This is a genomic window from Streptomyces viridochromogenes (assembly GCF_001270495.1).
Lineage (GTDB): Bacteria > Actinomycetota > Actinomycetes > Streptomycetales > Streptomycetaceae > Streptomyces > Streptomyces viridochromogenes_A.
The window spans coordinates 99,287-113,960 of record NZ_LGUR01000094.1 but is presented as its reverse complement, the minus strand read 5'-3'; the positions used below and the strand labels follow the sequence as shown (position 1 = coordinate 113,960).

The window sequence follows — 14,674 nt, the reverse complement described above, 5'->3', positions numbered from 1 at the left end:
TCGTGAGCGGAGCCACGGGCGCCGGATCGTCCGGAACCTCGACCGGTTCTACGGCCGGTAAGGAGACGGACGGCGGCGGCCGTGGCTCCGCCGCGCGTGCGGCGGACACGCACACCACCCAGCTGAAGGCGATCAAGTCGCCGGCGAAGGACTCGCCCTCGTCAGGCGCACCTGGATCCCAGGGGGGAACCGTGACGGACACCCGAGGCTCGCAGCCCCAGCCCCAGCAGTACGCGGCCGGCGCGGGCTCGGCCGGACCGGGTGCCCAGCCGCAGCCCCAGCCGCAGTCCGCCCCCACGGGGGCGCAGCAGGGGGCCTCCGCGGCGCCGGCGTCGCCGCTGCCCGGGGAACGGCAGGCACAGCAGCCCGCCGGGCCCTACCACCCGCCGCAGGCCTACCAGACGCCCGCTCCGGCGAGTGCCGCACGTCGGCCGCGCACAGGAGCGAGCACGACGCCCCGTACCCGCAAGGCGCGCCTGCGTGTGGCCAAGGCCGACCCGTGGTCGGTGATGAAGGTCAGCTTCCTGCTCTCCATCGCGCTGGGCATCTGCACGATCGTCGCGTCCGCGGTGCTCTGGATGGTCATGGACGCGATGGGCGTCTTCTCGACGGTCGGCGGAACGATCTCCGAGGCGACCGGCTCCAACGAGTCGAACGGCTTCGACCTGCAGTCCTTCCTGTCGCTGCCGCACGTCCTGACGTTCACGTCGATCATCGCGGTCATCGACGTCGTCCTCGCGACCGCGCTGGCGACACTCGGCGCGTTCATCTACAACCTCTCCGCCGGCTTCGTGGGCGGCGTCGAGCTGACGCTGGCCGAGGACGAGTGACCTGCTGCTAAACCGCGGCTGACCGTCCCCCGACAACCGATTTTGGGACTGCCCCGGTCGTGCGCTAATCTTCAGGAGTCAGCGCGCGGCACACACACCGCAGAGCGCGGCGGGGCTATAGCTCAGTTGGTTAGAGCGCATCCCTGATAAGGATGAGGCCACAGGTTCAAATCCTGTTAGCCCCACCAGCGAAAAGACCCCCGGTCCACACGGCCCGGGGGTCTTTCGCATGTCCGGTTGTCAGTGGCGGATGAGAGCCTGACGCAATGATCGTCGAACGGGCATACGCGCATGTCGCCGAGGGCGAGCTGGAGGAAGGCGGCCAGTGGCCGTGGTCGGTGCCGTGCGTGCGGCAGCTGCTGGACGACGGCCTGAAGTTCACCGCGCCGGTGACGTTCCTGGTGGGGGAGAACGGCTCGGGCAAGTCGACCCTCGTCGAGGCGCTGGCCGAGGGGTTCGGCCTGGACTCCTGGGGCGGATCCGCGGGCTACAAGTACGCGAGTCGGCGTGAGCCGTCGGCGCTGGGCGGGCGGATACGGTTCGAGGCGACGCCGGCCGGCCGCCGTATGTTGCGGGGGCCTCGGACGCGCCGCAGAGGCTTCTTTCTGCGGGCGGAGACCGCGCTGGACGCGCTGGGCCGGGAACAGGAGACGGGAAGGCTGTCCGGGGCCGCGGACGAGATGAGCCACGGCGAAGGCTTTCTGATGGCCTTCCGGGAGCGGTTCCAGGAGCCGGGGCTCTATGTCCTGGACGAGCCCGAGGCCGCGCTGTCCTTCGCTTCCTGTCTTCAACTGGTCGGGCATCTGCATGAACTGGGGCGTTCCGGTGCGCAGATCATCTGCGCCACGCACTCACCCGTGCTGACGGCGCTGCCCGGCGCCGAGATCATCGAGGTGGGCGACCACGGAATGCGTCCCGCCGACTGGCGGGATCTGGAAATCGTCGACCACTGGCGGCGCTACCTCAATGATCCGTGGGCCTATCTCCGGCACATCGTCCAAGAGGGATGAAGCACGCCATAGGGGCCGTCGTCGTGAGCGGTGCTGCATGAGCGGTGCTGCAAGAGCGGTACGGCGAAAGCGGTACTGGGTAAGCAAGCTCGCTGTGAACGAGCGGTCTGCAGTCAACAGGCCTTGCGCATTGGGATAAGGGGTGACGGCTCAGGGGCGAGCCGTCGGTTCAACGCTGGTGCGGAACGAGTGGCTGCCCCGAGGAGCCGGCGTGTGCGCACTCCCGGGTGGCCGAGCCGGAGGTGGCCGCGTCCGCTGCCGCTTCCGTGTCCGAGAGGGGGCGGTGCCGGCAGCTGGGGGTCTTGCCGTGGGCCTCGGCTCGGATGCGCTGCTTCATCGTGGGAGGCAGCGCCCTCGCATAGGACCAGGCCCATTGGGGCATCGCCGGCACCGTCAGCTCCGCGCTGCGGTCCTTGTCGTCGCTGTTGCTCTTGCGGGACGTCTCGGTGTGCGGTACCGCCGCGGCGGAGGTGGTCGAGACGAAGCCGAGCGCCGTGAACAGCGCGAGGAAGGCGGTGACGATGGTGGTCCACAGCTTCATGACCGTGTTTCGGGTCATGGCCCCTCACTTTCGGGTTGGGCGATTTGCGTACTTTCCTCATGATGTGTATGGGGGCCGAGAAGTCATGGACCGACGCCCATGACGCGGCGATCTTCAGATGAACACCACTCGAATGGGCGCAAGAAGCACGAAGAGTGCGGAAAGGTGGAGGAAGGGGAGCGAAGTCACCGTCTGTCGGGGTGTGATCACCCTCCGATCGGAGCGATGTAATCCGCTTCTACTGCGGTGTTCCGGACGGAAGTTGAGCGCCCACGCAGGTCACCGATCGGTATCGGTCGGTGTGTATAGTCGGGCGCCAGAGGTCCCCTACGTCAAGGAAAGACGAGGTCGCGCGGTGAAGAAGCTTCTCCTGGTCGCACTGGCCGCCATCGGCGGGCTCCTCGTGTACCGCCAGATCCAGGCGGATCGCGCCGAGCAGGATCTGTGGACGGAGGCGACTGACTCCGTGCCCACGGGTTCGTGAGTCACCACATCGGAATCTGAAGCAGACCCCGGCCGCCCAGCGGTCGGGGTTTTGTGTGCCCGGGGTGCGTGTGTGCCCGGGGTGCGTGTGCGCTCCGGGTCCTGGCTTGATCGGGGTCCTTGGCGTGATCGGGCCGCGCAGCGTCATGACTTCGAGTTGCGGGAGCCGCTCGGAGCCCTTAGAGACGGGCGTATCGGACGGTCGTACGGATTGGGTGGGTGGCGAGCGGCCGGGCTGGGCAGGATGGGCGACGGTCCATGGTCCGGCGGCGACGAGGGGTGGCGCGTGATGAGGCGGCGGCGTACGGCGCGGTGGCGCCGGGCGAAGGTGCGGCGCGGTCATCTCCCGGCACGCGCGCGCGTGGCCGTCGTAGGGGCGCTGTTGCTGTGCACGACAGCCGCCCTGCCGGGCGGGTCCGCACTCGCGGCCGGCACCCCCAGCCCTTATGCCTTCGCGCCGGACGCCCGGTCCGTCACCGGTGCGGCGGGCACCTCGGACGCCGCACCCCTCACACCTGGCGCGACGTACCGGAGCTCCCTGCCGAGCGACGGAAGGACGTACTACAGCCTCGAACTAGACGCCGTCTCTGACGTATATGTCTCCGCGACCGCCATCCCCGCCCCCGGCAGCACCGTCCGTGCGGGCGACGGGATCAAGGTCTCCGTGGAGGATTCCGACGGCCGCTCCTGTTCCTCCGGCACCAAGACCTTCGGCATCGTCAGCACCCCGCGGCCGATCGCGGCGTGGGGCGCGCGCGAGATCTCCGTCAAGCGGTCGCGCTGCGAGACCGCGGGCACCTACTACGTGATCGTCGAGCGCGTCAGTACGGCAACCTCCACGCCGGGCACCTGGGACCTGGAGCTCTTCGCCACCTCGGAGCCGCCCCTGAGGCAGACCGGCGCGACGACGGCCCCCGAGGCCTGGGATTCCGCCTCGCAGGCACCCCTCACCGGTGAGGCCACCCGCCGCGAGGGCGGCTCCGGCTTCGCGGCGGCGGAATCCATCGGCACCGGCGTCTGGAGCTCCGACATCGAGCCCGGCCGGACGCTCTTCTACAAGGTGCCGCTCGACTGGGGGCGCCAGCTGTACGCCACCGCCGAACTGGGCAGCTCGAACAGCGGCGCCGGCAACGCGGGCGGCGCCCTGAATCTCTCGCTCTACAACCCCGTGCACGGCTTCGTCGACGACGCGAGCGCCACCTACGACGGCCGCCAGAAGACCGCCGAACTCGATCCCCTGCCGCCGGTCACGTACGAGAACCGGTACGCCGGACCCGCCCCGCTCAGCGCGATGCGGTTCGCCGGCTCCTACTACCTCGTCGTGCACCTCGCGGCTGGAGTTGCCGAGAAGTTCGGCGAGGGGCCGTTCCGGCTGACGTTGCGCGTGCGGCTGGAGGGTGCGGCGCAGTCCGGCCCCGCATACGCGGGGGCACCTGAGCCGCGGGGCGTCATCGAGGCGGGGACAGGTGACTGGGGGGCTGCTGCCGGGGGTGGGGCCGGGAGCGGAGCCGGGGGCGGCGGTGACGCTGCGATGACCGTGCTCGCGGTGAGCGGGATCGGCACGGGGACTGTGGTGCTGGTGGTGCTGGGGGTGTGGACGGTGGTGGCTCGACGGAGGGCTGGAGCCGTCTAGGGCGGGGCAGCGGAGGGACAGCGCGAGGGACAGCGGCGAGGCCTCGGCGGACTCAGATGCGGGTCAGCGCCCAGAAACCCACGGCGTAGCAGGCCAGCGCCAGCAGCAGGAGCGGTACGGCCACTTTGGCGGGCGGTCCGGGACGGCGCCGTGCCAGGCCGTGGGCTCTGCGGCGGGCGGCGCGGTGGCCGCCGCGGCGGTGCGGCTGCGCGATTGAGGGCGCCGAAGGTGGAACCTGTGGGCTCTGAGCGGTGTACGAAGCAGTAGAGGCATCGACGCGTTGGTGTTGCACCGGCGTCGGGGGCTGAGTCGGGTACTGCGGTGCGCGTGGTTGAGGGGAGGCGAGGACGTGCGTGGTGTCGTAGGGAGAGGTGTGGGGCGAGCGGTGCTGGGCGCCCTGGTGCGCCTGGCCGGTCTGGCCCTGTCCCTGGCCCTGTGGCTGGTTCTGTACGTGTGCCTGTGCCTGCACGTGTGCCGGGTGCGGCTGTGGCGGGGGCGTTTGAGTCTGCGGGGAGAAGGCGGTGGGCGGGGGTGGCAGATGGAAGCTGCCGGTGTCCGACATGCTGAGGGGTCCGTCCTTGGGGCCGGACCGCGAGGGGACGGACGATTCCTCGGAAGCCGGGGCCGGGGTGGCCACGCCCTGGCGCGGATCGCTCGGTGTGGTGCCCCTCGGCGCCGAGTCGGTGCCGGTGGCCCCGGATCCGGTGTCGGGCGCCATCGACCCGGTACCCATAGGCCAGGAGCCGGAGTTGACCGAGCCCGCAGGGCCGGAGCCGGGTCCGGAGCCCGTGCCGGACTGCCGCAGGCCACCCGTGTCACCTTCGACTCCAGGCGCGCGTTTCAGTGGTCCGCCCGCCTCGAACCCCGTTGGCAGGGGCCCGATTTGGTCGAAGATCTCGATGAGCTCGTCGTCGGGACCGGGTTCCGGCAGCAGCTCGGCGGCCGAGGCGAGCGCCTTGCGCGCACCCGTGGCCGTGCGGAACCGCGCCTGCGGATCCGGCTGCAACAGCGAGGCCACGACCTGCCACAACGGTTCCGGAATGCCCGTGGGCGCACTGGGAGTTCCGTGCTCGGCGAAGTACTGCACGAGCGCTTTGACGTCAGGCTTGGCGCCCTCCAGCAGATACAGGGCGACGAGTCCCACGGCGAAGAGGTCGGCGGGGAAATCCGGTTCCGCTCCCATGAGTTGCTCGGGCGCGAGATAGCCAGGGGTTCCCACCACGAGGTTGGTCTCGGTCAGGCGGGGCTCACCCAGCCGCATGGCGATGCCGAAGTCGGACAGGCGCAGCCGTGGGCGCCCTGTGCCGGTGGCTTCGAGCAGCAGGTTGGCGGGCTTGATGTCACGGTGGACGACACCCTCCGCGTGCACCGCGGCCAGCCCCGAGAGGAGTTGGTCGAGGAGCGTGCAGACGAAGGAGGGCGGCAAGGGGCCGTAGTCCCCGACGAGATGGACCAGCGAACCGCCGGCCACGAGATCCATGGTGAACAGGACCTTGTCGTCGTCGGCGGCCCAGCTGGCGGGCGCGAGTACATGGGGGTGATCGATCCGGAGGGCCTGTTCGCGGACGAACCGCAGCAGAGAGTGCGCGTCACTCTGCTGGAGCACCTTGGCGGCCACATACCGGCGTCGGCGGTGGTCCCAGGCACGCCAGACGGCACCGACGCCGCCGCGCCCGATCGGGTCGACCAGTTCGTACCGGCCGGCGAAGACCTCACCCATGGTTGTGCGTCGCTCCTCCCCCTTCGGTTACCCCCCTTGCTTCCCCCTCGACGAGCGATATGACTCCCCCTCGCTGAACCGCGTTCGCGCCTTCCACGGTGAGGGACACGCCCCCGTCGTGCCCGTCGTGATCAGACCGCGCGCGACCAGACCCCGCGTGACCTCGCCGATGAGCCGCACGACCCCTCGTGCCGCTCAGGACGTAGGCCGTCGGCCCGGTTGCCGAACCCCCTTCGGCGACCGGGCCCCGGAGTCAGTTCTGGTGGGACTGGTAGTGCGTGACCGCGTCGGAGGTGCGGCCGGCGCCGTACACCCGGAGGAACTCTGCCAGTTCCGGGTGGCTGGGGGCGAGGGTGTCCGCAGCCTCGATGATGTCTCCGGCGGCCGCGACCGAGCGCAGCAGCGACTGGATCTCACGGACCACCCTCTTGACCGTGGGTGCGCCCGAACTGCTCGTCGTCTGCGTCGTGTTGCTCAGCACCGAGCCCCCCTGCGACTTCTTGATCTCTTCCATGCGCTCGGTGGCCTCGGCCGCGCTCACGCTGCCGTCCGCCACCTGCCCCGCCAGGTCCTGGAGCAGTTGCACCCGCTGGACCACGGCGGGATTGCCGATCTTCGCCCGCTGACCGCTCATCAGCTGCGACAGCATCGGTGCGGACAGTCCCAGTACCCCCGCGAGACGAGCCTGGTTGAGACCAAGATCGTCGATGAGCTTACGGAAGAGCGTCCCCAGCGGCTCCCCGTACCAGTTCCGCTGCAGATCCCGCGCTCTTGCGGTGGCTTCCTGCTGTGCGGCGTCCATTGCGTCTCCCCATCGCTTCCCCAAAAACTGTGGTTCGCTGTAGCGAACCACGCCGAGCATCTTACGGAGAGTGGTCGTTCATCGGGACCCCCAATCTTTTTGCGAGATACGGGGGGCGACCCGGTAGTCTGGTCTGCGACGCCCGCCGGTACGTGGTTCTTCCGGTCGGACGCTTCTCTTCCGGGGCCTTAGCTCAGTTGGTAGAGCGCTGTCTTTGCATGGCAGATGTCAGGGGTTCGACTCCCCTAGGCTCCACACCTCGGACCGGTCAGACGCCGCATGGCCTCTGGCCGGTCTTTGCATGCCCGGGCTCCAACGGAAGCGACTCGCTGAGTGACGTGCGTCACGCGGTGGGGAGGTGCGGCCATTGCAGATATTTGCGCAAACGAGCGAGGCGGACGGAGTCCGCGGGTGGTTGCGCAGATGGCAGAGGCGGTGCCAGGGGGCGCGCTGGGATGCGGAGTCCCTGCGTGAGCTGGCACGAACGTGGTCGCGTAATCAGAAGGATACGGCCCGTTAAGGAAACCTGCGCGGAATCCTCACGTGCAGGCCGTTGCAAACGTCATCGTGCGGAAGGGCGTAAACACTCACCGGCGGACGGCGCTTCGGCGGTACACCCGCAGACCGTGACCCATGTTCCACGTGAAACATCGCTGTGGGGCGGGAGGCCCTCAAGTCTCCCGCCCCACAGCGCAGTTCGATGCGCGGGCCGTCACCGCACCTCACGTCATCGCTCTCACCTCACCGGCCCTCGTCGCGCCGGGCGGCCTCCTCTTCGGCTTCCTTCGCCTGGACCTCGGGGTCGAGGACGGACTGGCCGCTGCCGTCCACCGACGTGAGATGGCCCGACTCGGGGACCTCGGTCGCGGCGGGAGGCTCGACCAGCCAGTCAGGGTTGGCCTGCTTGTCCCACCACTTCCAGGCGGCGAAAGCGCCGCCCGCGAGGACGCCGAGCACCGCCAGCACCTTCGCGGCACGGCCGGCCTTGGCGCGCCGCTGATGCTTGCGGACCAGCTTCTGGATCTCCTTCGGCGAGACCTGACCGCGTAGCGCGGCCATCGCGGCGACACCGCGCGCGGTGGCCTCATCCCTGACGGGTCCGGCCGCGGCCGCCGCCTGCTCCAGCTTCGGCCGGGAGTAGTCGGCGGCCTGCCGGGCAGCCTTGCGGGTGCGGACGGCAGCCTCATGGGCGGCGTGGTCGACCTTCGGCGGCACATGTGTACGGGCCTGCTCCAGGCGTGGCGCGACATACGTGCCGTACTGCAGAAGAGCCTGTGCGCGGGCCTGCTCGGTGGCCTGCGTCACCTTCGGCGCGAGCCGTACGCGTGCCTCGTGGGCGTAGTGCGTAGCCCTGTCCTTGGCGGTGTCGGCGTAGGGCGCCACCACTTCCGCGGCGTGCAGCACGCTGTCCTTCGCCGAGCCGGTCGCGGCGCGCACGCTGTCGATGCGGGTCACGGGTTCCTCCTCCTCGGTGGCGTACGGTATTTCGACTTTCCACCCTTTTACGGATCATGCCTGCCGGGACGCTCTGCGGCATGTGAGGGCGGGCATATGGGTGCCGATGTGCTTGATCAAGTGCAATAACGGACCAATGCGGGGCAACGGTGGCTTGTCGTCGACAATGCCACGGTTCTCTCCGTCGCGCCCCCGCCACGGACCGACTCGATGGGTTTTCTGTAAGTAATCGGCCCGGTTGCGTGCGGGTGAACGAGTGCCGGGGGACGGGCGACGCCGTCCGTGCGAGGATCGGGGGGTCACAGGAAGACAACGGAAGGCAGATCGTGGCCGAGCAGCTTTACGCCACCCTGAAGACCAACCAAGGCGACATCGAGGTCCGGCTCTTCCCGAACCATGCGCCGATCACGGTCAAGAACTTCGTCGAACTCGCCCAGGGCGAGCGTGAGTGGACGAACCCCACCACCGGGGAGAAGTCCACGGCCAAGCTCTACGACGGCACGGTCTTCCACCGCGTCATCAGCGGCTTCATGATCCAGGGCGGTGACCCCCTGGGCAACGGCACCGGCGGCCCTGGCTACCAGTTCCAGGACGAGTTCCACCCGGACCTCCGCTTCGACAAGCCGTACCTGCTCGCCATGGCCAACGCCGGACCGGGCACCAACGGCTCGCAGTTCTTCCTCACCGTCTCCCCGACGACCTGGCTGAACCGCAAGCACACCATCTTCGGCGAGGTCACCGACCCCGCCAGCCAGAAGGTCATCGACGCCATCGCGACCGTCCAGACCAACCCGCGTACCGACCGCCCGGTCAAGGACATCGTCATCGAGTCGGTCGTCGTGGAGACCCGCGAGGGCTGAGTCCGACACCTCCCGCAGGGAACCAAACGCCCCGCTCGTCCGTAAGGATGAGCGGGGCGGTGTGCTGGGACGCGCACCGCGTACGACGACCTAGGGGACCTCATGGACCAGCCGGCAGGCAGCCCGCAGGACGCCCAGAGCCTGCCCGTCTGCTATCGCCACCCGGACCGCGAGACCGGCATCCGCTGCACCCGCTGCGAGCGCCCGATCTGCCCCGAATGCATGGTCAGCGCCTCCGTCGGCTTCCAGTGCCCCGACTGCGTCCGCGGCGGCTCCGGCACCGGACACGCCCCCAGCGCCTCCCGTCCCCGCACCATCGCCGGCGGCACCGTCACCGCCGACCCGCGCCTCCTCACCAAGATCCTCATCGGGATCAACCTGGCGGTTTTCATCGCCGTCCAGACCAGCGAATCGCTCCTGAACGACCTCGTCCTCCTCGGAGCATGGCCGCCGGCGCCGTTCACACCCACCGAGGGCGTCGCGGGAGGCGAGTGGTACCGCCTGGTCACCTCGATGTTCACGCACGAGGCGCCATGGCACATCGGCTTCAACATGCTCAGCCTGTGGTTCCTCGGCGGTCCCCTGGAAGCGGCCCTCGGCCGTGCCCGCTACCTCACGGTCTACTTCGTCTCGGGTCTGGCGGGCAGCGCCCTCGCCTATCTGCTGGCCACTCCGACCACAGCCACGCTCGGCGCCTCCGGTGCCATCTTCGGCCTGTTCGGCGCCACCGCCGTCCTGATGCGACGGCTCAACTACGACATGCGGCCGATCATCGCCCTGCTGGTGATCAACCTGATCTTCACCTTCAGTCCTGGGTTCAACATCTCCTGGCAGGCCCACATCGGAGGCCTCGTCGCCGGTGTCATCACGGGCTACGCGATGGTTCACGCCCCACGCGAGCACCGCGCTCTCGTGCAGTACGGAACGTCCGCTCTCGTTCTGGCCGCCGTGGTGCTCCTGACCGTGCTCAGGACTGCACAGCTCACCTGAGCACGGCCTTCTTCCACCTGAGCCCCCTTGTTGTCCACAGCGGGTGCCGGATCTTGTGCACACTGTGCGGGAACAACTGTGCCCCCTGTCAGAGACCTGCGTTTCCGCAGGTCAGGCAGGGGGCGAACAGGTTTTCGGTTACGGGGGTCCAGCCGGTAGTTCCGTCACACCGGCGTCAACAGTCGATGGGTTATCCACAGATCGTCTTTCTTTTTCAACACTGTGGAAAACGGCTGTGGATAACTCAGCGGATAGCCCTGGGCAGAGCTGTGTTCACCGCGAAGTGACCGCCCGTTCGACGGCTACTTCCACTGGGTGGAGACGCCGAATCCGGCGGCGATGAAGCCGAAGCCCACCACGATGTTCCAGTTGCCCAGAGCGTCGATGGGCAGCGAACCGTCGGTCACGTAGAAGACGACGATCCAGGCCAGGCCGATGAGGAACATGGCCAGCATCACGGGCGCGACCCAGGCGCGGCTGTTCAGCTTGATGGCGGTCGCTTGCTTCGACGGCGGCGGCGTGTAGTCGGCCTTCTTGCGGATACGTGACTTCGGCACGAGGGTCTCTCCTGTCGATGCGCTGCGTGGCCGCGCAGGGAACTGTGGCTGGCTCGGGGCAGCGTACAAGGGGACTCTGATTGCTCCCCCGGGCGTCCGTTAGCGTAGTGCTTCCGCGGCGTCGAAGGAGATAAGGGTACGTTGAGCAATTCTGCCGACTCCCCCGGGACGGGATCCAGTCCTCTCCGCGGCCGATTCCGGCCGGTGCGGGTGCTGACCGCGGCCGTCTTCGCTCTCGCCGGGCTCATATTCTTCACCAGTTTCAACACGGCCAAGGGCACCAACATCCGCACGGACGCCTCGTTGCTGAAGCTTTCGGACCTCATCCAGGAGCGCAGCCACAAGAACGGCCAGCTCAACGAGTCCAACGCGGTCCTGCGGGACGACGTGGAGGCGCTGGCCGAGCGCGACGACGGCAGCACCAAGGCCGAGGACGACAAGTTGGCGGCGCTGGAGCGGAACGCGGGGACGCAGAAGCTGTCGGGCGAGGCGATCTCGGTCACGCTCAACGACGCCCCGCCGGACGCCACCGCCAAGCTCCCCGGATACCCCGAGCCTCAGCCCGACTACCTGGTCATCCACCAGCAGGACCTCCAGGCCGTGGTCAACGCGCTGTGGCAGAGCGGCGCCAAGGGCATCAAGGTCATGGACCAGCGGCTGATCTCCACCAGCGCGGTCCGCTGCGTGGGCAACACCCTGATCCTCCAGGGCCGGGTCTACTCGCCGCCGTACAAGATCACGGCGGTCGGGGACCCGGAGAAGATGCAGAAGGCGCTCGCGGCCTCGCCGGCGATCCAGAACTACATGGTGTATGTCAATGTCTACGGTCTCGGCTGGAAAGTCACCGAGGACGGGACGGTGACTCTGCCGGGTTACTCGGGCACAGTGGATCTGCAGTACGCCAAGCCCGTGGAGTGAGCCCTCTCTAGCCCTCTCTGGAGCTGCCGGTGCGCGTCGTCGTCAGGACCGTCAGCGAACTGTGCATCACCGTCGGCGCCGTGATCGTCTTGTTCGTCGTCTATGTGCTGTTCTGGACCGGCGTGAAGGCCGACCACGTCATGGACGACCAGATCGACCGGTTACAGGAGCAGTGGGCACAGGGGGCCGTTCGCCCGACGGCCGCGGCTCCCGGCAGCGAGGCCGGTCCGGGCGAGGGCACGCAGGCGAGTCCGCCGACGCCCGCCCCGTACGCCGCTGACAAGCCCTTCGCGATCATGTACATCCCGCGCCTTGGTTTCACGTGGAACAAGCCGGTACTCGAAGGCACCGCCGCAAAGACCCTCAAGAAGGGCCTCGGCCACTACGTGGACACCGCCCAGCTGGGCCAGAAGGGCAACTTCTCGGTTGCCGGCCACCGGCGTACGTACGGCGACCCCTTCAAGGACTTCCCGCAGCTGCGCCCCGGTGATGCCGTGGTCCTGACCGACGGGACCACCTGGTTCACGTATCGGATCGACAAAGGCCCTTACAAAACGCTGCCCTCGGACATTGAGGTGATCGACGCTGTGCCCCGTAAGTCGGGGTACACGCGTGAGGGCCGCTATCTGACCCTGACCACGTGTGATCCGGAGTGGGGCCACAGCCACCGGCTGATCGTGTGGGCGCATCTGGACTCCACCCAGCCTGTGGAGGCCGGGAAACCGGAGGCGTTGCGCCGTTAGTCTGGTGGCTGTACGGCGTGAGTCTGGTGCCGTGGTGCGACGGAAGGGACGGCATGTACGGCTGGATCTGGCGGCATCTGCCGGGGAATGCGTGGGTGAGGGCGCTGATCTCGCTCGCTCTGGTCGTGGCCGTTGTCTACGTCCTGTTCAACTACGTCTTCCCGTGGGCCGAACCGCTGCTGCCCTTCAACGATGTGACGGTGGACAACCAGTGAGCGCGCGCATCCTCGTCGTGGACAACTACGACAGCTTCGTCTTCAACCTGGTGCAGTACCTCTATCAGCTGGGCGCCGAGTGCGAGGTGCTGCGCAACGACGAGGTGTCGACCGCGCACGCCCAGGACGGCTTCGACGGCGTGCTGCTGTCGCCGGGCCCCGGGACGCCCGAGGAGGCCGGGGTCTGCATCGAGATGGTGCGCCACTGCGCCTCGACCGGGGTGCCCGTCTTCGGTGTCTGTCTCGGCATGCAGTCGATGCAGGTGGCGTACGGCGGTGTCGTGGACCGTGCGCCGGAGCTGCTGCACGGCAAGACCTCGCTGGTCGAGCACGAGGGCAAGGGCGTCTTCGCGGGCCTGCCGACGCCCTTCACGGCGACCCGCTACCACTCACTCGCGGCCGAGCCGGGGACGGTGCCGGCCGAGCTCGAGGTGACCGCGCGCACGCACGACGGCATCATCATGGGCCTGCGACACCGCGAACTCCCCGTCGAGGGCGTGCAGTTCCACCCCGAGTCGGTACTGACCGAGCACGGGCACCAGATGCTGGCCAACTGGCTGGTCGAGTGCGGCGACCAGGGTGCGGTGGCGAGGTCGGCGGGGCTCGCCCCGGTGGTGGGCAGGGCCACGGCGTGACCGCGCTGCGCCCCGAGCGCGAGTCCGGCGCCACCTACGGGGAGTCCTTCACGGATTCCTACGGCGGCGCCGGCGACCAGGGCACCTCGTACGGGCAGCAGCCGTACGAGGGTTCCGGTGCGCTCGGGGAGTGGCCTGGCGGGGAGGACTACGTCACGCAGGCGCAGGGAACCGAGGAATACGGCGCCGACAGCTACGGCAGCGGCGGTCACGGCTACGACCACGGCCACGGCGGTGACACCTACGGCACCGAGGTGTACGGGACTGAGGGTTACGGAGCCGCGGGACACCGCGCTGAGGAGCCCGCCGTGTCCGAAGAGCCGTACGCGGAGCCGTACATACCGCCGGCCGACGACGAGACCGTGGCTCTGCGGATACCCGATCCGCCCCCCACCGGTGACTCAATATCGGCTTCTGCCGCCTCTTCCGCCGCTTCCGCCACAGGAACCCCTACGGGTGGCCGTGCGGCCCGCAGAAAGGCCGCCAAGCGGCGTCACGGGCGTCATGGGGGTTCCCGGGGGTCGTCGGAGGCCGCCGAGGCGGGTTCGGAGAGTTCCGACGCGCCCCTCTCTCGGGTGGAGGCCCGCAGACAGGCCAGGGCCCGCAAGCCCAGCCCGGGAGTGCTCGCCAGCCGCGCGATCGGCGAGATGTTCATCACCACCGGCGTGCTGATGCTGCTGTTCGTGAGCTACCAGCTGTGGTGGACGAACGTCCGGGCGCACGCGCAGGCGGACAAGGAGGCCAGCAGCCTTCAGGACGACTGGGCGAGCGGCAAGCGCAACCCGGGGACCTTCGAGCCGGGGCAGGGCTTCGCCATCCTGCACATCCCCAAGCTGGACGTCGTCGTCCCGATCGCCGAGGGCATCAGCAACAAGAAGGTGCTCGACCGGGGCATGGTCGGCCACTACGGCGAGGGCAAGCTGAAGACGCCGATGCCGGACGCCAAGTCCGGCAACTTCGGGCTGGCCGGGCATCGCAACACCCATGGTGAACCGTTCCGGTACATCAACCGGCTGGCCCAGGGCGACCCGATCGTCGTGGAGACGCAGGACAAGTACTACGTGTACAAGATGGCGTCGATCCTCCCGGTGACGTCGCCGAGCAACGTGAGCGTGCTGGATCCGGTTCCGCCGGGGTCGGGTTTCACCGGGCCGGGCCGCTACATCACACTCACCACGTGTACGCCGGAGTTCACCAGCAAGTACCGGTTGATCGTCTGGGGCAAGATGGTCGAGGAACGGCCGCGCAGCAAGGGCAAGCCGGATGCGCTCGTCAGTTAAGG

16 protein-coding genes and 2 tRNA genes are annotated in these 14,674 nt (G+C 68.6%); 13 read left to right on the top strand and 5 right to left on the bottom strand.

Going from position 1 to position 14,674, the window contains the following annotated elements; all coding sequences use genetic code 11:
* Window positions 1-2: 2 nt before the first annotated feature.
* From ADK36_RS10575 to ADK36_RS10565, 3 genes are all read left to right on the top strand, one after another.
* Window positions 3-830 carry a DUF3566 domain-containing protein gene (locus tag ADK36_RS10575; protein WP_053197085.1) on the top strand — a complete coding sequence of 276 codons (828 nt, stop codon included), beginning with the start codon at window positions 3-5 and terminating at the stop codon, window positions 828-830.
* Between the two features lie 111 nt (window positions 831-941).
* Window positions 942-1,018: transfer RNA gene (locus ADK36_RS10570), tRNA-Ile, on the top strand.
* A gap of 78 nt (window positions 1,019-1,096) precedes the next feature.
* Window positions 1,097-1,840, top strand: a complete 744-nt coding sequence (locus tag ADK36_RS10565; RefSeq protein WP_048581434.1) for an ATP-binding cassette domain-containing protein — start codon at window positions 1,097-1,099, stop codon at window positions 1,838-1,840.
* Window positions 1,841-2,009: 169 nt separating this feature from the next.
* Here ADK36_RS10565 and ADK36_RS10560 read toward each other — a convergent pair whose 3' ends face one another.
* Window positions 2,010-2,399, bottom strand: a complete 390-nt coding sequence (locus tag ADK36_RS10560; RefSeq protein WP_048581433.1) for a DUF6344 domain-containing protein — start codon at window positions 2,397-2,399, stop codon at window positions 2,010-2,012.
* A 337-nt stretch (window positions 2,400-2,736) separates the two neighbouring features.
* On the opposite strand from ADK36_RS10560, the gene ADK36_RS50065 reads away from it, so the two are divergent.
* Entirely contained in the window at window positions 2,737-2,865 is a 129-nt protein-coding gene (locus tag ADK36_RS50065) for a DLW-39 family protein (protein WP_003999697.1), read from the top strand.
* A 243-nt stretch (window positions 2,866-3,108) separates the two neighbouring features.
* Window positions 3,109-4,497, top strand: a complete 1,389-nt coding sequence (locus ADK36_RS10555) for a hypothetical protein (protein ID WP_234329732.1) — start codon at window positions 3,109-3,111, stop codon at window positions 4,495-4,497.
* Between the two features lie 52 nt (window positions 4,498-4,549).
* On the opposite strand, the gene ADK36_RS10550 is transcribed toward ADK36_RS10555, so the two are convergent.
* The gene (locus ADK36_RS10550) at window positions 4,550-6,217 is read right to left on the bottom strand and encodes a serine/threonine-protein kinase (RefSeq protein WP_053197083.1); all 1,668 of its coding nucleotides are present in this window, start codon (window positions 6,215-6,217) and stop codon (window positions 4,550-4,552) included.
* A gap of 253 nt (window positions 6,218-6,470) precedes the next feature.
* Entirely contained in the window at window positions 6,471-7,019 is a 549-nt protein-coding gene (locus ADK36_RS10545) for a DNA-binding protein (RefSeq protein WP_030049476.1), read from the bottom strand.
* A 182-nt stretch (window positions 7,020-7,201) separates the two neighbouring features.
* On the opposite strand from ADK36_RS10545, the gene ADK36_RS10540 reads away from it, so the two are divergent.
* Window positions 7,202-7,274: transfer RNA gene (locus tag ADK36_RS10540), tRNA-Ala, on the top strand.
* A gap of 486 nt (window positions 7,275-7,760) precedes the next feature.
* Here ADK36_RS10540 and ADK36_RS10535 read toward each other — a convergent pair.
* Entirely contained in the window at window positions 7,761-8,474 is a 714-nt protein-coding gene (locus tag ADK36_RS10535; protein WP_048581431.1) for a DUF5324 family protein, read from the bottom strand.
* 326 nt (window positions 8,475-8,800) lie between these two features.
* Between ADK36_RS10535 and ADK36_RS10530 the strand changes: the two genes are divergently transcribed.
* Entirely contained in the window at window positions 8,801-9,334 is a 534-nt protein-coding gene (locus tag ADK36_RS10530) for a peptidylprolyl isomerase (protein WP_048581430.1), read from the top strand.
* 102 nt (window positions 9,335-9,436) lie between these two features.
* Window positions 9,437-10,324 carry a rhomboid family intramembrane serine protease gene (locus tag ADK36_RS10525; protein ID WP_053197081.1) on the top strand — a complete coding sequence of 296 codons (888 nt, stop codon included), beginning with the start codon at window positions 9,437-9,439 and terminating at the stop codon, window positions 10,322-10,324.
* A 302-nt stretch (window positions 10,325-10,626) separates the two neighbouring features.
* Here the strand turns inward: ADK36_RS10525 and crgA are convergent, their stop codons facing one another.
* Window positions 10,627-10,881 (bottom strand): cell division protein CrgA, encoded by a 255-nt coding sequence (crgA, locus tag ADK36_RS10520; RefSeq protein ID WP_030047324.1) that lies wholly within the window; start codon window positions 10,879-10,881, stop codon window positions 10,627-10,629.
* Window positions 10,882-11,022: 141 nt separating this feature from the next.
* On the opposite strand from crgA, the gene ADK36_RS10515 reads away from it, so the two are divergent.
* From ADK36_RS10515 to ADK36_RS10500, 5 genes are read left to right on the top strand one after another with little or no spacing between them, the layout of a single operon-like run.
* Window positions 11,023-11,799: a DUF881 domain-containing protein gene (locus tag ADK36_RS10515; protein ID WP_078916196.1), complete on the top strand. Its 777-nt coding sequence runs from the start codon at window positions 11,023-11,025 to the stop codon at window positions 11,797-11,799.
* 29 nt (window positions 11,800-11,828) lie between these two features.
* On the top strand, window positions 11,829-12,542 hold the full coding sequence (locus ADK36_RS10510) for a class E sortase (protein WP_053197079.1): 714 nt from the start codon (window positions 11,829-11,831) through the stop codon (window positions 12,540-12,542).
* Between the two features lie 17 nt (window positions 12,543-12,559).
* Window positions 12,560-12,757 carry a hypothetical protein gene (locus ADK36_RS47825; RefSeq protein ID WP_199830144.1) on the top strand — a complete coding sequence of 66 codons (198 nt, stop codon included), beginning with the start codon at window positions 12,560-12,562 and terminating at the stop codon, window positions 12,755-12,757.
* On the top strand, window positions 12,754-13,392 hold the full coding sequence (locus ADK36_RS10505) for an aminodeoxychorismate/anthranilate synthase component II (protein WP_030047330.1): 639 nt from the start codon (window positions 12,754-12,756) through the stop codon (window positions 13,390-13,392). Before ADK36_RS47825 ends, ADK36_RS10505 begins: the two co-directional genes overlap by 4 nt.
* Window positions 13,389-14,672: a class E sortase gene (locus ADK36_RS10500; protein WP_053197077.1), complete on the top strand. Its 1,284-nt coding sequence runs from the start codon at window positions 13,389-13,391 to the stop codon at window positions 14,670-14,672. The genes ADK36_RS10505 and ADK36_RS10500 overlap by 4 nt, the downstream gene beginning before the upstream one ends.
* Window positions 14,673-14,674: the final 2 nt, after the last annotated feature.